The sequence below is a fragment of the Nucisporomicrobium flavum genome (assembly GCF_016464385.1).
In the GTDB taxonomy this organism is placed as follows: Bacteria; Actinomycetota; Actinomycetes; order Mycobacteriales; family Micromonosporaceae; genus Actinoplanes; species Actinoplanes flavus_A.
On sequence record NZ_JADMLH010000024.1, the window covers coordinates 1 to 22,771 of the forward strand.

The following is a 22,771-nucleotide window of genomic DNA, read 5'->3' on the forward strand; positions in this document are numbered from 1 at the left end:
CCCCGCCCCGCGCGTGCCGCCCGCGGCGTGCCGTGCCGCCCGCGGCGTGCCGTGCCGCGCCGTGACGCGCGGTGCCCTGCTGCTCGCCCGCGCCTTGCCGCCGCGCCTTGCCGCGCGCCCGCGTTGCCCGCGCCGGGCCGCTCGCTCGGGCCGGGCCGCTCGCTCGGGCCGGGCCGCTCGCTCGGGCCGGGCCGCTCGCTCGGGCCGGGCCGCTTGGCCGGTCGGCGCTGGAGTGCTTTGCCCGGACGCGGACGCTTTGCGCGGGCTCAAGAAAATACGCAGCGCGGGTGCGCGCTAAGCCCTACCCTGCGCCCCCGGCCCCTCCCCGCCGCCCCGCGCAGTGCACCCTCCCGGCGGCGAAATGGCGGGGAACGCGGTGAAATCCGGGCTGTGGATATGCCGATCGTCCCGCGGTTGTTCGGGCAGAATGGGATGCACTCCAAAAGAGTGACGAATGTGGCGATCGGCCGCGCTCGGGGGCTTGACCTGCGCAGACTCCAGTCGGATAAGGGTGGAACGGCGGTGGGCGGGCGCGGCGGCGGGCCTCTTGCGGGCAAAAAGCCGCGGAGCTGGGCGAACAGCCCAGACCGATGGTGGCCGGGGTGCGAGCTGATTGCTTGTCGTCCCTGTTACAGCCCCTCGTCGCGTATCGGGTTGATAACACGCCTTTCCGAGATGGGCGGGGGGTGTCAGAGTTGCTTCGACCTCGCGCCCGTGTCTTCCGCGGAGCTCGATCAGTCATCGCTGCCAATGGCGGTGCGCTGTGCGGCACCGACGGACGAGTGCCCGTCGGCCGTCGTGGTCGGCCGGGCGACCCACCGAAGTCGAACGGTATGGAGACGCACCTGCGGTAGCTTGCACCTCACCGGGCGGCACCACCGGCCGGTGGCGGGTCCGCGGAAATGCTCCGATGAGCCCACGAGGTAAGAACCTTTAGAGGAGGCCTTTCACAATGAGAGTCTCGAAGCGGGCGGGCGTGGTCGCGCTGACCACCGCCGTCGCGCTCGTGGCTGCTGGTTGCAGCGGTAGCGACGACAGCGATACCGGTAAGGGCAGCGGCGATACCGCAAACGGTGCGATCACCATCGACGGCACTCAGCCTGAGGTCGGCCTGATTCCGGCCAACACCACCGAGACCGGTGGCGGCAAGATCGTCGACTTCCTGTGGACGGGTCTGGTCCAGTACCCGAACGACGGTGGTGCTCCCAAGAACGCCGTCGCTCAGGAGATCAAGACCACGGACTCCAAGGTCTACACGATCAAGATCAAGCCGGACACCAAGTTCCACGACGGCACCGTCGTCAAGGCGAAGAACTTCGTGGACGCGTGGAACTGGGCGGCGTACTCGCCCAACGGCGCGCAGAACGGCAGCTTCTTCAGCGACATCGCCGGCTTCGCCGACGTGCACACCGAGGACCCGGACGGCGACGGCCCGAAGAAGGCGCCCGAGCCCAAGGCCAAGACGATGTCCGGCCTGAAGGTCGTCGACGACACGACGTTCGAGGTCACCCTCAACGCGCCGTTCTCGATCTTCCCGACCAAGCTCGGCTACAGCGCCTTCATGCCGCTGCCCGACGCTTTCTTCTCCCAGACGCCGGAGGAGTTCGGCAAGAAGCCGATCGGCAACGGCCCGGTCAAGTTCGTCTCGTGGCAGGACAACGTCGAGGTCAAGCTGACCCGCTTCGACGACTACAACCTTGACGACAAGGTCAAGATCAAGGACGTCACGGTCAAGATGTACCAGGAGGACACCGCGGCGTACAACGACCTGGTGTCCGGCACGCTCGACTTCCAGCAGCAGGTCCCGGTCTCCTCGCTGGCCGGCGACAAGTGGAAGGCCGACCTGGGCGACCGCGCCATCGAGGCGCAGATCCCGGTCATGCAGATCCTGGGCATCCCGATCTACGACAAGCGGTTCCAGAACGCGAACCTGCGTAAGGCCATCTCGCTGTCGATCAACCGCCAGGAGATCGCCGACAAGATCTTCTTCAACACCCGTAAGGCCGCCACCAGCTGGTCCAGCCCGCTGGCGCCCGGTCACACGGACAACGACTGCACGGTCTGCAAGTTCGACCCGGCGGCCGCCAAGGCGGCTCTGCAGGCGGCCGGTGGCTTCACCGGTGAGCTGGTGCTCTACTACAACGCCGACGCCAGCCACAAGGAGTGGATGGAGGCGACCGCGCAGAGCATCAAGACCAACCTGGGCATCAACGTCCGGGCCGAGGGCATCCCGACCTTCGCGGTCTTCCGCCAGACGATCAACGACCACAAGATGAAGGGCATCTACCGCGCCGGTTGGCAGCAGGACTACCCCGACGTCGAGAACTGGATCGGTCCGCTGTACGTGACCGGCGGCTCCTCGAACGACGGCCTGTTCAGCAACGGCCAGGTGGACAAGCTCTACAAGGAGGGCACCGCGGCGCCCTCCGTTGACGAGGCGCACGCCAAGTTCGCCGACGCGACGAAGATCATCGACCAGGAAGTGCCGGCGATCCCGATGTTCGAGGTCACCCAGCAGTCGGGTGTCTCGGACCGCGTCACCGGTGTGAAGACGACCAACGTGGGAGAGATCGACCTCTCTTCGGTGCAGCTCAAGTAAGGCGCGAATCTCAGGTCCGGTCTACCCTGCGAGGGGTGGGCCGGACCTGAGTTCTTCCCACGCCCGGAGTCCTGCCGACCCCCGCACGGCTCCGGTTTCGTCATGGGCGTCACCAACGCCCGTTCTAGGAGAAACATCCATGGGCCGATACGTGCTGAGGCGGCTGCTCCAGCTGATACCCGTCTTCTTCGGGACCACGTTCCTCATCTATTACCTGGTCTGGGCAGTGCCCGGCGACCCCTTCGCGGGCAAGTGCGGCGAGCGCCCGTGCCCGCAGTCGTACGTCGACTTCATGACCGAGAAGTTCAACCTCGACAAGCCGATCATCGTGCAGTACGGCACGTACATGAAGAACCTGCTGCAAGGCGACTTCGGGCAGACCTTCGGCGGCCGGCAGATCAGCGACCTCATCTCGGACGCGTACCCGAACACGATCAAGCTGGCGATCGTCGCGCTTATCATCGAGGCCGTCATCGGCCTCACCGCGGGCGTCCTCACCGGCCTGCGCCGCAACGGCTTCCTGGACAACCTCGTCCTGGTCTCCACGCTCTTCATGATCGCGCTGCCGATCTTCGTGCTCGGCTTCCTGCTGCAGAAGTGGCTCGGCGTCGACCTCGGCATCGTCAAGCCCACGGTCTCCAATCCGCCCAGCTTCGGTGAGCTCCTCATGCCGGGCTTCGTGCTGGGAAGCGCGTCGATGGCGTACATCGCCCGGCTCGCGCGCACCAGCATCGCCGAGAACCGGCGCTCCGACTACGTCCGTACGGCGATCGCCAAGGGTCTGCCGATGAAGCGGGTGGTGGGTGTGCACCTGCTGCGCAACTCGCTGATCCCGGTGGTCACCTACCTGGGCACCGACCTGGGCGCGCTGATGGGTGGCGCCATCGTGACCGAGGGCATTTTCAACATCAACGGTATCGGCCGGCAGGTCTACCGTGCGATCGTCACGAAGGAGGGCGCGACCGTCGTCTCGATCGTCGTGATCCTCGTGCTCGTGTACCTGCTCTCGAACCTGCTCGTCGACCTCCTGTACGCCGCGCTCGACCCGAGGATCCGCTATGAGTGAGCCCATGCCCCCGTCGCTGGTGACGTCGCCGCCGTCCAGCGACCCGACCGTGGGGAACGCACTCGAGGCGGACGCGCAGGAGAAGCGGTCGCACGACAAGCCCCGCGGCCTGCTCGGCGACGCCTGGCGTGACCTGCGCCGGAAGCCGCTGTTCTGGATCTCCGCCGCGCTGATCGTGCTCTTCGTGCTGATGGCCGCGATGCCGTTCCTGTTCACGTCGGCCAGCCCCTCCGACGGCGTGCTGTCGCGCAGCCGGGTCGGCCCGTCGGCGGACGCCTGGTTCGGCTACGACGTGCAGGGCCGCGACGTCTACGCCCGGGTCATCTACGGCGCGCGGGCGTCCATCGTCGTCTCGCTCGCCTCCACGCTCGGCACCGTGCTCTTCGGCGGCATGATGGGCGTCATCGCCGGATACCGCGGCGGCTGGGTGGACGGCCTCGTGTCCCGGCTCGGCGAAGTCTTCTCCGGTATCCCGTTCGTGCTCGGCGCGATCGTCATCCTCTTCACGTTCAACGGCCCCGGCAGCAACCGCGGACCGTGGGCGATCATGGCGATCGTCGTGGCCTCGCTGGTCGTCCTGACGTGGCCGGTGTCGATGCGTATCATGCGCTCGTCGGTGCTGGCCGTCCGCGACGCCGACTACGTCGTCGCGGCCCGCGCGATGGGCGCCGGCCCGGGGCGGATCATCTTCAAGCACCTGATCCCGAACTGCCTGGCCCCGCTGCTGGTCTACTCGACGATCCTGATCGGCTCGTTCGTCGGCGCCGAAGCCACCCTGTCCTTCCTCGGCGTCGGTCTGCGGACCCCGGTGGTCTCCTGGGGCATCATGATCAACGAGGCGCAGAACTACATCCGGGTCTCGCCCTTCCTGCTCTTCTTCCCCTCTGCCTTCCTGGTGACGGCGGTTCTGGCGTTCGTCATGCTGGGCGAGGCCGTCCGCGAGGCCCTCGACCCGAAACTCCGGTAGGAGATCCCCTTGTCCGAAGTTGTTATCACCGACCCCCGGTACGCCAGTGCGGGCAAACCCTCCGGCAGGCTGCTCGAGGTCGAGGATCTGCGTGTCGAGTTCCGTACCCGGGACGGCGTCGCCAAGGTCATCAACGGTGTCACCTACCACGTCAACGCCGGTGAGACGCTTGCGGTTCTGGGCGAGTCCGGCTCCGGCAAGAGCGTGACCGCCCAGGCGATCATGGGCATCCTGGACACCCCGCCCGGCTTCGTCACCGGCGGCAAGATCCGCTTCCACGGCGACGACATGCTCACGATGAGCCCCGAGCAGCGCCGCCGGATCCGGGGCAACGGCATCGCCATGGTCTTCCAGGACGCGCTGTCCGCGCTCAACCCGGTCTTCACCGTGGGCTTCCAGATCGCCGAGCAGTTCCGCGTACGGCAGGGACTCAGCCGCGGGGACGCCAAGAAGCGCGCGATCGAGATGCTCGACCAGGTCAAGATCCCGTTCGCGAAGCAGCGGGTGAACGAGTACCCGCACCAGTTCTCCGGCGGTATGCGGCAGCGCGTCATGATCGCGATGTCGCTGGCGCTCGACCCGGAGGTGCTGATCGCCGACGAGCCCACCACGGCGCTCGACGTGACCGTGCAGGCCCAGATCATGGACCTGCTCAGCGAGCTGCAGCGCGAACGGCAGATGGGCATGATCCTGATCACCCACGACCTCGGTGTCGTCGCCGACGTCGCGGACCGGATCGCCGTCATGTACGCCGGGCGCATCGTGGAGGAGGCGACGGTCTACGAGCTGTACGCCAAGCCCGCCCACCCGTACACGATCGGCCTGCTCCAGTCGATTCCCCGGCTCGATGAGAAGGGCCAGGAGCTGCGCACCATCAAGGGCCTGCCGCCGAACCTCATGCGGATCCCCTCGGGGTGCCCCTTCCACCCGCGCTGCCCCATGCGGGTGGACGACATCTGCATCCCGAACGTGCCGCCGCTGCTGCAGATCGGCCCCACCCGGGCCAGCGCTTGCCACTTCGCCGAGGACCTGGTGAACCGTGCCTGAGACGATCCTGAAAGTCGACAACCTGGTGAAGCACTACCCCGTGACCCGCGGGGTGGTCTTCCGGCGCACCATCGGCCAGGTACACGCGGTGGACGGCGTCTCGTTCGACCTCAAGGCCGGCGAGACGCTCGGCGTGGTGGGCGAGTCGGGCTGCGGCAAGTCGACCCTCTCCCGGGTGCTGATGAACCTCGAGAAGCCGACCAGCGGCTCGGTGCACTACCGCGGCGAGGAGCTGTCCGGCCTGCGGGGCGCGGCGCTGCGCCGGATGCGCCGGCAGATCCAGCTGGTCATGCAGGACCCGTACACGTCGCTGGACCCGCGTATGACGGTCGGTGACCTCATCGGCGAGCCCTTCGAGATCCACCCGGAGGTGGCGCCGAAGGGCAGCCGCCGGCGCAAGGTGCAGGAGCTGCTCGAGGTGGTCGGGCTCAACCCCGAGCACATCAACCGCTACCCGCACCAGTTCTCCGGCGGTCAGCGGCAGCGCATCGGCATCGCCCGGGCGCTGGCCCTGCGGCCCGAGATCATCGTCTGCGACGAGCCGGTCAGCGCGCTGGACGTCTCCATCCAGGCCCAGGTGATGAACCTGCTGGACCGGCTGCAGAGCGAGTTCGGGCTGGCGTACATCTTCATCGCGCACGACCTGTCGGTGGTCCGGCACCTGTCGGACCGGGTGGCGGTCATGTACCTCGGCAAGATCGTGGAGATCGGCTCCGAGGACGAGATCTACGAGCGGCCGACCCACCCGTACACGCAGGCGTTGCTGTCGGCGGTGCCGGTGCCGGACCCGACGGTCCGGCACACCAAGCAGATCATCCGCCTCACCGGCGACGTCCCCAGCCCGGTGAACCCGCCGTCCGGCTGCCGCTTCCGTACGCGGTGCTGGAAGGCGCAGGACATCTGCGCGACCGAGGTCCCGCAGCTCGTGGAGCGGCGGGGCAGCGACCACCCGAGCGCCTGCCACTTCGCCGAACCGCGCGAGGTCGTGGTCACCCACGACGCGAGAGCGATCTGACGTACGGCCCGAGCGGCCCGCCATCCGGAAACGGGGGCGGGCCGTTCGACGTTTCCGGCACCGCGCCGCCGGACCAGGGCCGCGCTACCGGGCCGGCTCGCGGGCGCGGGCTGAGCTGCCGCGCGGGCCGGGCTGTTACAGCGGGCCGCGGCCGGCGCGGAGGATCATCAGCGCGACCTGGGTGCCGTCGGCGCCGAGGGCCTCGCGGAAGCGTTCCACGATCTCGCGCTCCCGGGAGAGCACCAGGCGGGTGCCGCCGGAGGCCATGCGGGTCTTGCCGACCTCCTGGGAGAGCCGGGCGCGTTCCAGCCACAGGTCGATGATCGCCTGGTCGATTTCGTCGATCCGCTCCCGCATCGCCTTGATCTCCTCGGCGGCGGGGGGCGCTCCGGCACCGGTCGACTGGTCCATCAGGTCGGCGGTCATGTCGTGCTCCTCGGGTGCTGGCGCCTCGGTCGGTCCGGCCCGGACAGCATCAAGCCCCGGGCTGGGAAGCCCGGGGCTTGATGCAGGAATGTCGTTCAGACGCGTCCTACGGCCGCCGGACCTCCGGTGCCGTAGTAAAAAAATCGCGCGGTCTGAATCACGGACCGAGTATGCCCCCGGCCCGGGCCGCCCCGCAAGGAAACGGCCCGAAGCGTGGGATCCCGGCCCGGGCCGCCCCGTGAGGACGCGACCCGGGCCGTCGGATCAGGACGTTCAGCCCGCCTTGGTGATGCGGTTCGCGAGGCCCGGCGCGACCGGCGTGCCGGCGCCCAGGTAGCCGACCAGGGCGTCGATGTCGAAGCCCGGCGCGGTGGTGCGGTCCACCTTCACGTTCAGGTTGGTGAAGCCGTCGCCGCCGTTGGCCAGGAAGTCGTTCGTCGTGACCCGGTACGTGGCGGCCGGGTCGATCGGCGTGCCGTTGAGGGCCATCGCGGAGACCTTCGAGCCCGGGGCCGCCGTGCTGGTCCACGTGTACGTGAAGCCGGCCGACACCTGCAGGATGCGCTGGGTGGTCTGCCCGCCGAAGCCGACGAACTGCTGCTCGAGGACGTCCTTGAGCTGCGCCCCGGTGAACGTCTGGGTGACCACCAGGTTGTTGAACGGCTGGACGGTGAAGGCCTCGCCGTACGTGACCTTGCCGTCGGGTTCGCCGCCCGCGGACGCCTCGGCGTCGAAGTCGGCGCGGATGCCGCCCGGGTTCATCAGCGCGATCTGCGCCCCGTTGTTCTTCGTCCAGGCGAGCTGCCCGTCCGCGATGACGTCGCCCAGCGGGGACTCACCGTTGGCGCCGGCGGTCCGTACGATGTCGCCCGTGATCGTGCCGACCACGCGGTTGGCGATCGGGGCCACCGCCGTACGGTATTTGTCGGCGACCTTCTTGGCCTTGGGGTCGACGGTGTCAGGGTTCTTCAGGAAGACGCCGTTGGCGTCCTTCTGCCAGCCGCCCTTGCCGTCCGGTACGCCGTTCTCGACCACGACGTTCTTCGCCGAGATCTCGGCGAACCGGCCGGTGCGCCGGTCGATGCTGTAGTCGATGTCGGTGACCAGCTGGCCGTTCGTGCCGGCGCTGGTGACCACCGAGGAGCCCTTCGCGTTGGGCAGCGTGCACGAGTAGAAGCGGTGCGTGTGGCCGGAGACGACGAGGCCGAACTCGGGGTTCAGACCCTTGACGATGTCGACCACCGGGCCGGTGAAGTTGGTGCAGTCCGAGACGCCCGGCACCGGGTCCGACGCGTTCTGCTGGCCGCCCTGGTGCAGCAGCAGGACCTGCGCCTTGACGCCGAACAGCTTCAGGAGGCTGCCCCACTTGTTGGCGGTCTCGACCTCGTTGGCGAAGCGTACGTTCTGGATGCCGGCCGGGTTGACGATGCCGGCCGTGCCCTCGAGGGTGAGGCCCACGAAGCCGACCGGTACGCCCTTGACGAACTTGATGTCGATGGGCGGGAGGATCGGCAGGCCGGTCTTCTTGTTGATGGTGTTCGCGGCGAGGTAGCTGAACTTCGCGCCGCCGAACCCGTCGCCGTCCTGGCAGCCGTCCACCGGGTGGCAGCCGCCGCGCTGCATGCGGATCAGCTCGTCGACGCCCTCGTCGAACTCGTGGTTGCCCACCGAGGACACCTGCAGGCCGACCTCGTTCATGAGCTCGATCGTCGGCTCGTCGTGGAACGCCGCGCTGACCAGCGGGCTCGCGCCGATCAGGTCACCGGCGCCGACGGTCAGCGTCGAGCGGCCCTCCTGAGCGGCCTGGGAGCGCAGGTTGCGCAGGTACGTGGCGAGGTATTCGACACCGCCCGCGGGCGTGCCGTTCACGACGGCGCCGGACCCGCCGGGCGGGTCGATGGCGCCGTGGAAGTCGTTGTAGCTGAGGAACTGGCCCTTGACGGCCGGCCCGGCGGGCAGCCCGTAGGACACGGCGGCGGGCGCCATGCCGGGCAGGTACTGCGGAGCGGCCTGCGCCTGCTCGGAGCGCGTCATCGGCAGGGTGGCGATGACAGCCAGTGCGAGGGCTGGTACGGCGAGGTGGCGCAGCACAGCCCGGCCGCTTCGGCGGGGGTGATCCATAGTATTCGGTCTCCCGGTCGGGTTACGGTTCAACCAACCTCGACAGCCTGGTGTATCGATGCTGGTCAGCGCTACTACTTCCGAGTGACAGGTTGGTTGCGCCTGCATCGGCGTACGGCGATTTGGTGCGGATCCTCCCCTCGGTGCAGCCCTCCTCGGATTGTCGGACCCCGGGCATACACTTGTCCGCGCGATGCGAGTCCTTCCGGAAAATCCTCAGCCCCTGTTCGCGGTGCCCCCGGTCCAGCAGGAGCCGCCCCGGCGGCCGGCCGCCCGGCGCCTCGACCCCGAGTCGCTGCTGACCGGCCTCAACGGCCCTCAGCGCGACGCGGTGACCCATGCCGGGTCGCCGCTGCTCATCGTGGCCGGCGCGGGGTCGGGCAAGACCCGGGTGCTGACCCACCGGATCGCCTACCTGCTGGCCGAGCGTGACGTGCACCCCGGCGAGATCATCGCGATCACGTTCACCAACAAGGCGGCCGGGGAGATGAAGGAGCGGGTCGCCGCGCTCGTCGGCCCCCGCGCCCGGCTGATGTGGGTTTCGACCTTCCACTCGGCCTGTGTCCGGATCCTCCGCGCCGAGCACGAGCACGCCGGCCTGAAGAGCACGTTCTCCATCTACGACGCCGACGACTCCCGGCGCCTGATGCAGCTCGTCGCCCGCGAGCTCGACCTGGACCCGAAGCGTTACACCGCGCGCGGGCTCGCCGCCCAGGTCTCCAACCTCAAGAACGAGCTCGTCGACCCGGCCGACTTCAAGGAGAAGGCGAAGGGCCCCAACGAGCGCGCCGTCGCGGAGGCGTACGAGCTGTATCAGCGCCGTCTGCTCGAGGCGCACGCGCTGGACTTCGACGACATCATCATGGCGACCGTGCACCTGTTCCAGTCGCACCCGCACGTCGCTGAGGCGTACCGGCGCCGGTTCCGCCACGTGCTCGTCGACGAATACCAGGACACCAACCACGCGCAGTACACGCTGGTCCGCGAGCTCGTCGGCCCGTCCGGCGGCGAGGTGCCCCCGGCCGAGCTGTGCGTGGTGGGCGACGCCGACCAGTCCATCTACGCGTTCCGCGGCGCGACCATCCGCAACATCCTCGAGTTCGAACGCGACTACCCGGACGCCCGCACGATCCTGCTCGAGCAGAACTACCGCTCCACCCAGACGATCCTCTCCGCGGCCAACGCCGTCATCGACCGCAACACCAGCCGCAAGCCCAAGCGGCTGTGGAGCGACCAGGGCGCCGGCGAGCAGATCGTCGGCTACGTGGCCGACACCGAGCACGCCGAGGCCGACTGGGTCGCCCGCGAGATCGACCGGCTCTGCGACAACCACGAGGTGCGTCCGGGAGACGTCGCGGTCTTCTACCGTACGAACGCCCAGTCGCGGGTCTTCGAAGAGGTGTTCATCCGGGTCGGGCTGCCGTACAAAGTGGTCGGTGGCGTGCGCTTCTACGAGCGCAAGGAGGTTCGCGACGCGCTGGCGTACCTGCGCGCGGTGGTCAACGACGACGACACCGTGAGCATCCGCCGGGTGCTCAACACCCCTAAGCGCGGCATCGGTGACCGCGCGGAGGCCTGCATCGAGGCACTGTCCACACGCGACCGCGTCTCCTTCGGTCAGGCCCTGCGCCGCGCCAAGGACGCCCCGGGCATCTCCACCCGCGCGGTGAACAGCATCACCGACTTCGTCCAGCTCCTCGACGACCTGCGCGAGCTCTCCCGCACCGCGCCGCCCGAGGAGGTCCTCGAGTCGGTGCTGCAGCGTTCCGGCCTGCTGTCCGAGCTGGAGGAGAGCCTCGACCCGCAGGACCAGGGCCGCGTGGAGAACCTGCAGGAGCTCGTCAGCGTCGCCCGCGAGTACACCGAACGCGTCGAGGCTCAGGCCGAGGAGGACGACGCCCAGGCCGCGACGCTGGCCGGCTTCCTCGAGCAGGTCGCCCTCGTCGCGGACGCCGACCAGATCCCCAGCGACGACCCCGACCACCAGGGCGTCGTCACGCTCATGACGCTGCACACCGCGAAGGGCCTCGAGTTCCCGGTCGTCTTCCTGACCGGCCTGGAGGACGGCGTCTTCCCGCACATGCGCGCGCTCGGGGACAACACCGAGCTGGAGGAGGAGCGCCGGCTGGCGTATGTGGGCATCACCCGCGCCCGCCAGCGGCTCTACCTGTCCCGCGCCGTCACCCGCTCCGCGTGGGGGCAGCCGCAGTACAACCCGCCGTCGCGGTTCACCGACGAGCTGCCGACGGAGCTGGTGCGCTGGGAGCGTACGGCCGGTTCGTACACGTCATGGTCCGGCACGGGCGGCGGCGTGGGCGGTCGCGGTGGCGACAACGGCCGCGACTACGGTCGCGGCGGAGGCTTCGCCGGGGGTACGCCCAAGGCACAGCGGCTGGCCGAACGGCTCGGGGTGGACGCCAGCAAGCTGACCACCGCCAGCGAGATGAAGCAGACCCCCAAGGTCGCGCCGGGCGACCGCGTCAACCATCAGCGGTACGGCCTCGGCCGCGTCGTCACGGTGGAGGGCCACGGGCCGGGAGCGCGGGCGCAGATCGACTTCGGCGACCAGGTGATGTGGCTGGTGCTGCGGCACGCCCCGATCGAGAAGATCTAGGAGCTCGCGCAGCCGGGGATGTCGACGCCGTGCCCGCGCATCCAGGCCGTCGGCTCGATCGGGTTCTTGTACGAACCCTCGTGCACCTCGAAGTGCAGGTGCGGGCCGGTCGAGTGACCCGTCGAGCCCTCCTTGCCGATCTCGTCGCCGGGTCGTACGCGCTGGCCCAGCGTCGCCGTGATCGCGGACATGTGGCCGTAGTGCGTGAGGTAGCCGTTCCCGTGGTCGATCAGCACCGCGTTCCCGTAGCCCTGCTCGACGCCGGCCGACACCACAATGCCCGCACCCGCCGCGTGGATCGGGGTGCCGCTCGGCGCGGCGAGGTCGACGCCGGCGTGCAGGCGTCCCCAGCGCTGGCCGAAGCAGGAGGTCACCGCGCCCTCGGGCATCGGGTTGACCCACTGCGGGAGCGGCTTGGCCTTGCGGAGCTGCGGGATGAAGGACAGGACGTCACCCGCCGTCTTGTCACCGGCCGTCGCGCTGATGCCCGCGGCGGACGGTCCCGCCGGCACTCCAGCCGCCGCACCTGATCCGGGGGCGGCCGCGCCGGGTCCGGCGGACGCCGCGCCGGGTCCGGCGGACGCCGCGCCGGGTCCGGCGGACGCCGCGCCGGGTCCGGCGGACGCCGCGCCTGCTCCGGTGGACGCCGCGGCCGATCCGGTGGACGCGCCCGCGATCGCGCTCCCGTTCGCGTCGGCGGAGGTGGTGGGAGCCGGCGCGGCCGACGGGGTCGTGGCGGAGTTCTGGGCGGCGGAGTTCTGGGCGGCGCTCCTCGCGACGGCTCCGGCCGGGGACGCGCTGTCGCCGGCGGCGGACACCCCGGCCACGCTCACGCCGGCGACCAGCGCGGCGGCCACGGCGTAGCGGCCCTTGTCGGCGATCGGCTCGCGGGGCGCGCGGTGGCTGTGCAGCGGTGCCGTACGGCGGTGGCGACCGGTGGTGTGCCGGGGGGCTCGGTGCTGCACGGCGGGCTGATCCTCCAGGGCTGCGACGTCGTTCGACATCTGCCTGTCGGCACGCTCCGGCCGATGATGAGCGGGGTGGGGGAGCTGCTACCCGGGTGGTTGCGGGGAGGTATCAGAGGGCGGCCCGGGAGCCTCTGACAGAGGGATCGCGTCGCCGAGCACCAGGAGACCAGGAAGGGTCAGGAGTGCGAGAAAGCACCCGCGAAAGCCGCGCTTGCGGGGAGCCCGCCGCTTACGGGGAGCGCGGCCGACGAACGGCAGGCCACTCGCGGGGAAGCCGCGCTTGCGGGCTGGCCGGGCGGCGAAGGGTGGGCCGGGCGGCGAAAGGCGGGGCCGGGCGGCGAAAGGCGGGGGCCGCGCGGCGAAAGGCGGGGCCGCGGGAGGTCGCGGCCGGGCGGGGGAGAGGGCTCAGGAGGCGGCGAGCGTGCCGAGCACGGACTCGATCTTGAGCTTGATGTCGACGCCGTGGTTGCGGAGGAAGACGATCGGGTCGGTGGGGGCGCCGTTGACGTGGACCTCGACGTGGAGGTGGGTGCCGTACGAGTAGCCCGTGTTGCCGACCTGGCCGAGGACCTGGCCCGCCTTGACCGTGTCGCCGGCCTTCACGAAGAGGCGGCGGGAGTGGGCGTAGATGATCTCGGTGCCGTCGTCGTGCTTGACGGTGACCGCGTAGCCGTAGCCGCCCGTGTAGCCGGCCGACGTCACCGTGCCCGCGTGGATCGACTTGTACGGGGTGCCCTCCGGGGCCGCCAGGTCGATGCCGGCGTGCAGCTTGCCGAAGCGGACGCCGTACGCCGAGGTGAACTCGTAGTCCCCGAGCGGGAGGAGCCAGGCCTGCTCGGCGGCCTCCTCCTCGCTGACCTTGGTGCTGACGCCGCGGTCCTCGCTGCGGGAGGCGCGGTCGTTGTCCGCGGAGCGGTCCGCGAGCGCGTCCTGGGCGGCCGAGGCCTCTTCCAGGTTCTGCAGGACCGTGGGGCTGACTGCTTTGGCGTCCGGGAGCTGTGATGCCGCTCCGAGGGCCACGACTCCGGCACCGACGAAGGCCGACGTGACGACGGCCGCATACCGGCTGCGCGGAGGTGTGGGGACGCGACGACGGCCGCGATAGCGGTCGGGCTCAGACGACAAGCGCTGACGCACGAACAACCCTCCGTCGATGGCAAAGAACGGCTTCCACCGTGGGGGAACTGAAACTGAACGGTGGTTTGCCGGGCGATCGGTCCGGCGTTAACCGGTTGACAGCCGGGAGCCACGGTAACGAAACGCAACGCCGGTCACAAGTCGCACCGCCAATTCCCTGACAGTTCCCTCAGGGCTTTCGGGGGCGAATGTCCGAGTTGGTCATCTTTTCGGAGGTCGCGCAGTGATGTCTGTGAGTAACGGCACTCGAAACGGAAAGTCATGTGACGTGGAATACGGTAAACGGTGCTTGCGCTGGATCGCCGGGGTGGTCTGTGCCGGGCGGTAGTACGGAGCGGCGGCTACCACGGTTCAACCGGGCCGGGTTACCGTTCGTTCAGGTCGTCAGTCGTCGCGCGCCGAAGGGGTCGCAGATGGAAGCACGGATCAGGGTCGTGGTGGCCAAGCCGGGCCTGGACGGGCACGACAGGGGCGCGAAGGTCGTGGCCCGCGCCCTGCGTGACGCCGGCATGGAGGTCGTCTACACCGGGCTGCACCAGACGCCCGAGCAGATCGTCGAGACCGCCATCCAGGAGGACGCCGACGCGATCGGCCTGTCCGTCCTCTCCGGCGCGCACATGACGCTCTTCCGCCGGGTTCTGGAACTGCTGGCCGAACGTGACGCATCAGACATCGTGGTATTCGGCGGCGGCATCATTCCGGCCGACGACATTGCCGAACTGGAGAAGCTCGGCGTCGCCCGCATATTCACGCCGGGTGCCACGACCGCGTCCATCATCGAATGGGTACGCGCCAATGTCGCCGCACCCGTTTCCTGACGCGAATAGTCACCGCATAACTGCGAAGAGTTAAGGGGAGAGGCCGGACGCACCCCTCACACGTCCGGCCCCTCATGCACGATGCCCCGCCGCCACCCCTCGACCGACAGGGCATCGGCCGCTTTCGTCGTCGCTCAGCGCTCCGACATCACACTCAACGACGCGCTCCGTGGGCGGTTACGACGAAAATCAAGATCGTTCCACGAGTACGCGGGACCGGGTTCACAACCGCAGCACCGGGGCTGGACCGCCTCCGGCGGCTACCGCGCCGGGCCCCTCGGTGGTCCCGGCCGCCCCCGCCGCCGACCCAGCGGCCCGCCGGCCGGGAGCGGCCCGCCGACCGAAGCCCCCCGCCGGCCCAAGCCGTCGCCGACGGCCCAGCGGTCCGGCTCCTGCGCGGTGGTCCGGCTCCTGCGCGGTGGCCCGGCTCCCGCGCGGTGGCCCGGCTCCCGCGCGGTGGTCCGGCTCCCGCGTGGCGGTCCAGCTCTTGCCCGGGTGGCCCGGCGCCTGCGCAGGGCTCCGGGCCGGGGCCGGGGCCGGGCTGGGGCCGGGCCGGCGGCGGGGGACGGCCTGGGGCACCCGCCCGGCCGGCCGCGGTAGCCGCCGGAGGCGGTCCAGCCCGGCTGCTGCGGTTGTGGACGCCGCTCGGCGTACTTATGAAGTCCGTACTTATGAAGTGGATCGTGGTTTGGTGCACGCCCCCCGATGAAGTGGATTGTGGGTTGGTGCACACGGACCACCCGCGAGGCTGTCGTCACGGGCGGTGTGGCTAGGCTTCGAACGAGGTCCGCTGGCACCACCGGGCCGACATTTCTTCTCACGCTGGCGGCGACGCAACGACGCGCCGCGCACACAGGTCGGGACGCAGGTACGCGGCTTGCCGGGGCAAGCGTCGCGAGCGAAAGGAGACACGTGGACCTGTTCGAGTATCAGGGGCGCGACCTGTTCGAACGGCACGGGCTGCCCGTGCTGGGCGGCGGCGTCGCCGAGACCCCGCAGGAGGCGCGTGCGATCGCCGAGCGCCTGGGCGGCAAGGTCGTCGTCAAGGCGCAGGTCAAGGTCGGCGGCCGGGGCAAGGCCGGCGGCGTCAAGCTCGCTGACGGCGCCGACGAGGCCGAGGCCCGCGCGACCGACATCCTGGGCATGGACATCAAGGGTCACACGGTGCACAAGGTGATGCTCGCGGAGACCGCGGACATCCAGGAGGAGTACTACTTCTCCTACCTGCTGGACCGGGCCAACCGCACCTTCCTCTGCATCGCCAGCGTCGCCGGCGGCATGGAGATCGAGACGGTCGCCGAGGAGCAGCCGGACAAGGTTGCCAAGATCGCGATCGACGCCGTGAAGGGCGTGGACGAGGCGGTCGCGCGCGAGATCGTCGCCGCGGCGCAGTTCCCGGCCGAGGTGTCCGAGCAGATCGTCGAGATCGCGCAGAAGCTGTGGCAGGCCTTCGTGGCCGAGGACGCCACGCTGGTCGAGGTGAACCCGCTCGCCAAGGTGGGCGACGGCCGGGTGCTGCTGCTCGACGCGAAGATCACCCTGGACGAGAACGCCGGCTTCCGCCACCCCGACCACGAGGCGCTGGTGGACCAGTCCGCGGTCGACCCGCTGGAGCAGGCCGCCAAGGAGAAGAACCTCAACTACGTCAAGCTCGACGGCGAGGTCGGCATCATCGGCAACGGCGCGGGCCTGGTCATGTCGACGCTCGACGTGGTCGCGTACGCCGGTGAGGCGCACGGCGGCGTCAAGCCGGCCAACTTCCTCGACATCGGCGGCGGCGCCAGCGCCCAGGTCATGGCGAACGGCCTCGAGATCGTGCTCGGTGACCCGTCGGTCAAGTCGGTGTTCGTCAACGTCTTCGGCGGCATCACCGCCTGCGACGAGGTCGCCAACGGCATCATCCAGGCCCTCGCCCTGCTCGGCGAGCGCGGCGAGGCCGTCTCCAAGCCGCTCGTGGTCCGCCTCGACGGCAACAACGCCGAGGCCGGCCGGGCGATCCTGGACTCGGCGAACAACCCGCTCGTGGAGCGGGTCGACACGATGGACGGTGCGGCCGAGCGTGCCGCCGAGCTCGCGGCTGCGGGGAAGTGACGACATGGCTATCTGGCTCACCAAGGACTCCAAGGTCATCGTCCAGGGCATGACCGGCTCGGAGGGTTCGAAGCACACCCGCCGCATGCTGGCCGCCGGCACCAACGTGGTCGGCGGCGTGAACCCCCGCAAGGCCGGCACGACGGTGGACTTCGACGGCACCTCGCTGCCCGTGTTCGCCTCCGTGGGCGAGGCCATGAAGGAGACCGGCGCGGACGTGTCGGTCATCTTCGTCCCGCCGGCGTTCACCAAGGCCGCCGTGCTCGAGGCCATCGACGCCGAGATCCCGCTCGCCGTGGTGATCACCGAGGGCGTACCGGTGCAGGACTCCGCCGCGTTCTGGGCGCACAACATCGCCCAGGGGCAGAAGACCCGCATCATCGGCCCGAACTGCCCCGGCATCGCGTCCCCGGGCGCGTCGAACGCGGGCATCATCCCGGCCGACATCACCCCGGCCGGCCGCATCGGCCTGGTTTCGAAGAGCGGCACGCTGACCTACCAGCTCATGTACGAGCTGCGCGACTTCGGCTTCTCGACGTGCGTGGGCATCGGCGGCGACCCGATCATCGGCACCACCCACATCGACGCGCTCAAGGCCTTCCAGGACGACCCGGACACCGACGCGATCGTGATGATCGGCGAGATCGGCGGCGACGCCGAGGAGCGCGCGGCCGAGTTCATCAAGGCGAACGTGACCAAGCCGGTCATCGGCTACATCGCCGGCTTCACCGCCCCGCCCGGCAAGACCATGGGCCACGCGGGCGCGATCATCTCCGGCTCGGCCGGCACGGCGGACGCCAAGAAGGCGGCCCTCGAGGCCGCGGGCGTCAAGGTCGGCAAGACGCCGAGCGAGACCGCGCGCCTCATGCGCGAGGTCATGAGCTGATTTTGGTACGGCCACGCACGCGCCGCCGCACGGACCAGCCCGGTCCGGTCGGCGGCGCGTCGCCTTTTCCGTCCCGGCGTGGCGGCGCCCCTTCGTTCCGGGCTGTTCCGGGGCGTTGTGGCGGTGCGTCGGCCGGGGCTTGTGGCGGCGCGTCGCGGTTTTCGCGTCGCCGCAGGCCGCCCGGCGTGGAAAAGTAGTCGGCGATGCCGACCACACCCGACCGTCCCGACGGTCGACCCGCCGGCTCGGGGGACCCCATCGAGGCCGCCGAGGCCACCGACGACGCTGCCCTCGGCCCGTGGGCAGACCCCGCCACCGGTCCGGGCACGCCCCTGCGTGGGGACGACGTCGACGACGACGACTTCGCCATCGCGCGGGAAACCGTGTCGATCGGCGTACGGCCCGCCGCACCCGGCCCCGCCGCCGGTGGTGTCTCGGCCGGTCCTGCTGGCGGGAACGCCTCGGCTGGTCCCGCCGACGGTGCCTCGGCGGCCGCCGGTTCCGGGGCGGGGGGCGACCACGCCACGGTCGGGATCGATCCGCGGAACCGGCCCACGGTCCGCGTCGACCCGCGCAATCACCAGACGGTCAAGCTTCCCGGTCAGCGGCGCCCCGCGGAGTACCGGAGCCGGCGCGCACCCCTGCCGGTCGCCGCGGCTTTCGCGACTCTGTGGGCCGCGCTGCTGTCGTACGTGCCGGTGGCGGCGGTCATCGGGCTCGCCCGCACGCTCGAGGGGCAGGGCGGCCTCGGCGGCGCCGCCCATGCCGGGCTCGCCGGGTGGCTGCTCGGGCACGGCGTACCGATCGGCACGTCCATCGGCCCGCTCGGCCTCGCGCCGCTGCTGCTCACACTGCTCGCAGGGTGGCGGCTCAACCGCGCCGGGCTGCACGTCACCCGCGCCATCGGGGCCCGGCGCAGCGGTTCGCCGCGGGCCGCGCTGCTGGTCGCGGCCACGATCGGGATCGCGTACGCCATCCTCGGCACGCTGGCGGCCCTCGTGGTCGACGGCCGCGGCACCGCGGTGACCCCCGGCCGCGCCGCGCTCCACCTCTTCCTGGCCGGGCTGGTCTTCTCACTCATCGGCTCCCTGCGCAGCACGGAAGCCCTCGTGGTCGTCGCCCGGCGCATGCCGCCGCCCCTACGGCACGGCCTGCGTACCGGCGTTGTGGCGGCCCTGCTGATCCTCGCCGCCGGGGCTGCGTTCGCCGGCCTGTCGGTCGCGATCGGCGGGGGCCAGGCGGCCGACATGATCGGCGCGTACCGCACCGGGGTGGCGGGGCAGGCGGGCATCACCCTGGTCAGCCTCGCGTACGGGGCCAACGGCGTGGTGTGGGCGGCGGCGTACCTGCTCGGCCCGGGATTCTCGCTCGGCACCGACTCCGCCGTACGCCTGACCGAGCTGACCGTCGGCCCGCTGCCCACGCTGCCACTGCTCGCCGGGCTGCCCAACGGCCCGATGGGCGCGAGCGGAGCGGCCCTGCTCGCCGTACCGGTCCTCGCCGCGATGGCCGCGGGCTGGCTGCTGACCCGCCGGCTCATGGGCGTGCACCACGTGGTGGACGGTCACCTGGTCGATGGCCGCCACCCGTCGCGATCCGGCGACACAGCCCCCGCCGAACCGGCATGGCACCTGGTGCTCGCCTCGGCGGCGTTGGCCGGTCCGGTGGCGGGCCTCGTTCTCGGCGTCCTGTCGTGGCTGTCGGGCGGCCCGCTGGGCAACGGCCGGATGGCGGAGATCGGACCGGTGCCGTGGCAGGTGGCATTCATCGCGACCGTGGTGGTCACGGTGTCGGCGTGCATCGGCGCGGCGGCCGGGCGAGCGTTCCGGGCGCCGGTCCACCACAAGTAGGCCCTGCCGGCCCGTCAGCGATCAGCGTGCTTGTTCGCGGTTCGGTGAGGGGGTCGGCCGCGGCGGAGCACGTGTCGGTCAGTCGGTGCTCCGCGCTGGGCTGTGTCGGTCATGGCGCTGCGTGGGGCTGCGGCGGTCATTGGGCTGCGGCGGTGATTGCGCTGCGCTGGGCTGCGGCGGTGATTGCGCTGCGCCGGTCGGTCGGTCGGTCGGTGCTTTGTGGCCCGGGTGGCGGGTGGGTGCGGTGGGGCGTGCTGGAACGGACGACGGGCGTCCCGGCCGGAGCCGGAACGCCCGTCGTGGGCCCTGGTCGATCAGGGAGAGGTCAGGTTCGACAGCGTGCCCGTCGCGGCCAGGATGATGTTGATGATCAGGGCCAGCACGATGACGCCGAAGGTCACGTAGGCCAGCGTCGGCTGCTTGCCCACCTTGCGGGCCTCGAGCAGGCTCAGCACACCGAAGACGATGCCGAGCGGCCAGCAGCAGAACGCGAAGACGATGCCCAGGACACCCCAGAGCGTCGTCTTGTCGTTGCCCGCGGCGGGCGGCGGCTGCTGTCCGTAGTAGGGCGGTGGCGTCACGGGCGAATCCTCCAGATAATTCCGCGCTCAGGCGGGGGGTGTGCAATCCATGCGCACGCGGACCATCGCGTGAGCGGCCCGCAGCCTAACCGATGATCAGGTGTTTTCGCTGTCCACGGAACGAACCGTGTCCTCCCGGCGCGCCCGGCGGCGGGCCTCACGCGCCCGGCGGTGTCCTCGCGGTGCGACCAGTGGTGGCTTGGCGGGACGCCCGACGATTTGCGTGCGACGCACTCGGCGGTGCCTTCGCCAGGCGACCGTTGGTGTCCTTCGGCGCGCCCGGTGGTGTCTTCGCGGGGCGTCCGGCCGTGGGGTCGACCGGCTTGAACCCTGTTCGTCCGGCGGGGTGCCGTCGCCGGCGGGCGCGCTCGGCCCGGGTGCGGCTGGGCGGGGGCGCGACGATAGGGTGCTCGGGTGACAGACCCCGCGCCCGCCCGCCTGGTCGTCCTCGTCTCCGGCTCCGGCAGCAACCTGCAGGCCCTGCTCGACGCCGCCGCGGATCCCGCGTACGGCGCGAAGGTCGTCGCCGTCGGGGCTGACCGGGACGGCATCGCCGGCCTCGACCGTGCCGCCGCGGCCGGAGTGCCCACGTTCGTGGACTCCGTCAAGGCGTACCCGACGCGTGACGACTGGGACGCCGCTCTGACCGCGCACGTCGCCGAGCACGAGCCGGACCTGGTCATCTCGGCCGGGTTCCTCAAGCTCGTCGGCAAGCAGTTCCTCGACGCGTTCGGCGACCGGTACGTCAACACCCACAATGCGCTGCTGCCGGCGTTCCCGGGCATCCACGGCCCGCGCGACGCCCTCGCGTACGGGGTGAAGATCGCCGGCGCGACGCTGTTCTTCGTCGACGCCGGCGTCGACACCGGACCCATCATCGCCCAGGTCAGCGTCCCCGTGCTCGATGGCGACACGGAGGAGACGCTGACCGAGCGGATCAAGGAAGCCGAGCGTCGGCAGCTCGTCGAGCAGGTCGGCCGGCTGGTCCGCGAAGGCTGGACCATCACGGACAGGAAGGTCACCATCCCATGAGCGCCGACGGCCGTCGTCCGATCAAGCGGGCACTGCTCAGCGTGTACGACAAGACGGGGCTGGTCGAGCTGGCCCAGGCCCTGCACGCCGCCGGGGTGCAGATCGTCTCCACGGGTTCCACCGCGTCGACCGTCGAGGGCGCCGGCGTGCCGGTGACCCGCGTCGAGGAGCTCACCGGCTTCCCGGAGTGCCTCGACGGCCGGGTGAAGACGCTGCACCCGAAGGTGCACGCGGGCCTCCTCGCGGACCTGCGGCTGCCGGCGCACGAGCAGCAGCTGGCCGAGCTGGAGGTTCAGCCGTTCGACCTGCTCGTCAGCAACCTGTACCCGTTCACGCAGACGGTCGCGTCGGGCGCGAGCGTGGACGAGTGCGTCGAGCAGATCGACATCGGCGGGCCCGCGATGGTCCGGGCGGCGGCGAAGAACCACCCCTCCGTCGCGGTGGTCACGTCGGTGTCGGCGTACCCGCTGATCCTGGAGGCCGTGAAGGACGGCGGGTTCACGCTGACGCAGCGCAAGCTGCTCGCGGCCCGCGCCTTCGCCGACATCGCCGAGTACGACGTCGCGGTCGCCAACTGGTGCGCCACGACGCTGGCCCCGTCGGAATGGCCGGAGTTCACCGGGCTGGCGCTCAAGCGGGAGAGCGCGCTGCGCTACGGCGAGAACCCGCACCAGCAGGCGGCCCTCTACGTGGACCCGAACGCGCCGGCCGGCCTCGCCCAGGCGCAGCAGCTGCACGGCAAGGAGATGTCGTACAACAACTACGTCGACGCGGATGCCGCGTGGCGCAGCGCCAACGACTTCACCGACCCCTGCGTCGCGATCATCAAGCACGCCAACCCGTGCGGCATCGCGATCGGCGCGGACGTGGCCGAGGCGCACCGCAAGGCGCACGCGTGCGACCCTGTGTCGGCGTTCGGCGGCGTCATCGCGGTGAACCGGGAGGTGACGCTCGAGCTCGCCCAGCAGCTCGACGGCATCTTCACCGAGGTCATCGTCGCGCCGTCGTACGCGCCGGACGCGCTGGCGGTCTTCCAGGAGAAGAAGAACCTGCGCGTGCTGGTCGCGCCGGCATGGAACCCGCCGCCCGCCGAGGTGAAGCAGATCGGCGGCGGCGTGCTGGTCCAGGTGTCCGACCGGATCGACGCGGAGGGCGACGCCCCGGCCAACTGGACGCTCGCGACCGGCCCGGCTGCCTCGCCGGAGGACCTGCGCGACCTGGCCTTCGCCTGGCGCGCGATCCGCTCGGTGAAGAGCAACGCGATCCTGCTCGCCCACGACGGCGCCACGGTCGGCGTCGGCATGGGCCAGGTCAACCGCGTCGACTCGGCCCACCTGGCGGTCAACCGCGCCGGCGCGGACCGGGCGAAGGGCAGCGTGGCGGCCTCGGACGCGTTCTTCCCGTTCCCCGACGGACTCGAGGTGCTGATCGCGGCCGGGGTGAAGGCCGTGGTCCAGCCCGGCGGCTCGATCCGCGACAACCTGGTGATCGAGGCGGCGGAGAAGGCGGGCCTGACCGTCTACCTCACCGGTACGCGGCACTTCTACCACTGA

General features: G+C 70.6%; 17 protein-coding genes. 12 read left to right on the plus strand and 5 right to left on the minus strand.

Annotated features, from left to right (window positions below):
• Window positions 1-952 precede the first annotated feature (952 nt).
• The 5 genes from IT780_RS36390 (at window position 953) to IT780_RS36410 (ending at window position 6,694) form a co-directional block, all read left to right on the plus strand.
• Window positions 953-2,599 (plus strand): peptide ABC transporter substrate-binding protein, encoded by a 1,647-nt coding sequence (locus IT780_RS36390; protein WP_199516407.1) that lies wholly within the window; start codon window positions 953-955, stop codon window positions 2,597-2,599.
• A gap of 139 nt (window positions 2,600-2,738) precedes the next feature.
• Entirely contained in the window at window positions 2,739-3,665 is a 927-nt protein-coding gene (locus IT780_RS36395; protein WP_199516408.1) for an ABC transporter permease, read from the plus strand.
• Entirely contained in the window at window positions 3,658-4,632 is a 975-nt protein-coding gene (locus IT780_RS36400) for an ABC transporter permease (protein WP_199516409.1), read from the plus strand. Before IT780_RS36395 ends, IT780_RS36400 begins: the two co-directional genes overlap by 8 nt.
• 9 nt (window positions 4,633-4,641) lie before the next feature.
• The gene (locus tag IT780_RS36405; RefSeq protein WP_199516410.1) at window positions 4,642-5,679 is read left to right on the plus strand and encodes an ABC transporter ATP-binding protein; all 1,038 of its coding nucleotides are present in this window, start codon (window positions 4,642-4,644) and stop codon (window positions 5,677-5,679) included.
• Window positions 5,672-6,694 (plus strand): ABC transporter ATP-binding protein, encoded by a 1,023-nt coding sequence (locus IT780_RS36410; protein ID WP_199516411.1) that lies wholly within the window; start codon window positions 5,672-5,674, stop codon window positions 6,692-6,694. The genes IT780_RS36405 and IT780_RS36410 overlap by 8 nt, the downstream gene beginning before the upstream one ends.
• A gap of 135 nt (window positions 6,695-6,829) precedes the next feature.
• Here the strand turns inward: IT780_RS36410 and IT780_RS36415 are convergent, their stop codons facing one another.
• Together IT780_RS36415 and IT780_RS36420 are read right to left on the minus strand one after the other, a co-directional pair.
• Window positions 6,830-7,120, minus strand: a complete 291-nt coding sequence (locus IT780_RS36415) for a chorismate mutase (protein ID WP_199516412.1) — start codon at window positions 7,118-7,120, stop codon at window positions 6,830-6,832.
• 273 nt (window positions 7,121-7,393) lie between these two features.
• Window positions 7,394-9,241, minus strand: a complete 1,848-nt coding sequence (locus IT780_RS36420) for a bifunctional metallophosphatase/5'-nucleotidase (RefSeq protein WP_199516413.1) — start codon at window positions 9,239-9,241, stop codon at window positions 7,394-7,396.
• A gap of 193 nt (window positions 9,242-9,434) precedes the next feature.
• Here IT780_RS36420 and pcrA point away from each other — a divergent pair, with 193 nt between their 5' ends.
• On the plus strand, window positions 9,435-11,855 hold the full coding sequence (gene pcrA, locus IT780_RS36425; RefSeq protein WP_199516414.1) for a DNA helicase PcrA: 2,421 nt from the start codon (window positions 9,435-9,437) through the stop codon (window positions 11,853-11,855).
• On the opposite strand, the gene IT780_RS36430 is transcribed toward pcrA, so the two are convergent.
• Both IT780_RS36430 and IT780_RS36435 read right to left on the minus strand, forming a co-directional pair.
• Window positions 11,852-12,859 carry a M23 family metallopeptidase gene (locus IT780_RS36430; protein ID WP_199516415.1) on the minus strand — a complete coding sequence of 336 codons (1,008 nt, stop codon included), beginning with the start codon at window positions 12,857-12,859 and terminating at the stop codon, window positions 11,852-11,854. The two genes, pcrA and IT780_RS36430, sit on opposite strands and share 4 nt — an antisense overlap.
• Before the next feature lie 369 nt (window positions 12,860-13,228).
• Window positions 13,229-13,960 (minus strand): M23 family metallopeptidase, encoded by a 732-nt coding sequence (locus IT780_RS36435; RefSeq protein ID WP_199516416.1) that lies wholly within the window; start codon window positions 13,958-13,960, stop codon window positions 13,229-13,231.
• Window positions 13,961-14,373: 413 nt separating this feature from the next.
• On the opposite strand from IT780_RS36435, the gene icmB reads away from it, so the two are divergent.
• From icmB to IT780_RS36455, 4 genes are all read left to right on the plus strand, one after another.
• Window positions 14,374-14,778 carry a coenzyme B12-dependent isobutyryl CoA mutase small subunit gene (gene icmB, locus IT780_RS36440; protein ID WP_199516417.1) on the plus strand — a complete coding sequence of 135 codons (405 nt, stop codon included), beginning with the start codon at window positions 14,374-14,376 and terminating at the stop codon, window positions 14,776-14,778.
• 912 nt (window positions 14,779-15,690) lie between these two features.
• On the plus strand, window positions 15,691-16,869 hold the full coding sequence (sucC, locus tag IT780_RS36445; RefSeq protein WP_199516418.1) for an ADP-forming succinate--CoA ligase subunit beta: 1,179 nt from the start codon (window positions 15,691-15,693) through the stop codon (window positions 16,867-16,869).
• A 4-nt stretch (window positions 16,870-16,873) separates the two neighbouring features.
• Window positions 16,874-17,755: a succinate--CoA ligase subunit alpha gene (gene sucD / locus IT780_RS36450; RefSeq protein ID WP_199516419.1), complete on the plus strand. Its 882-nt coding sequence runs from the start codon at window positions 16,874-16,876 to the stop codon at window positions 17,753-17,755.
• A 203-nt stretch (window positions 17,756-17,958) separates the two neighbouring features.
• Window positions 17,959-19,605, plus strand: coding sequence for a cell division protein PerM (locus tag IT780_RS36455; RefSeq protein ID WP_199516420.1), 1,647 nt, complete (start codon window positions 17,959-17,961; stop codon window positions 19,603-19,605).
• Between the two features lie 314 nt (window positions 19,606-19,919).
• Here the strand turns inward: IT780_RS36455 and IT780_RS36460 are convergent, their stop codons facing one another.
• Entirely contained in the window at window positions 19,920-20,186 is a 267-nt protein-coding gene (locus tag IT780_RS36460) for a DUF4190 domain-containing protein (protein ID WP_199516421.1), read from the minus strand.
• A 414-nt stretch (window positions 20,187-20,600) separates the two neighbouring features.
• Here IT780_RS36460 and purN point away from each other — a divergent pair, with 414 nt between their 5' ends.
• Together purN and purH are read left to right on the plus strand one after the other, a co-directional pair.
• Window positions 20,601-21,218: a phosphoribosylglycinamide formyltransferase gene (purN, locus tag IT780_RS36465; RefSeq protein WP_199516422.1), complete on the plus strand. Its 618-nt coding sequence runs from the start codon at window positions 20,601-20,603 to the stop codon at window positions 21,216-21,218.
• Window positions 21,215-22,771 carry a bifunctional phosphoribosylaminoimidazolecarboxamide formyltransferase/IMP cyclohydrolase gene (purH, locus tag IT780_RS36470; RefSeq protein ID WP_199516423.1) on the plus strand — a complete coding sequence of 519 codons (1,557 nt, stop codon included), beginning with the start codon at window positions 21,215-21,217 and terminating at the stop codon, window positions 22,769-22,771. Before purN ends, purH begins: the two co-directional genes overlap by 4 nt.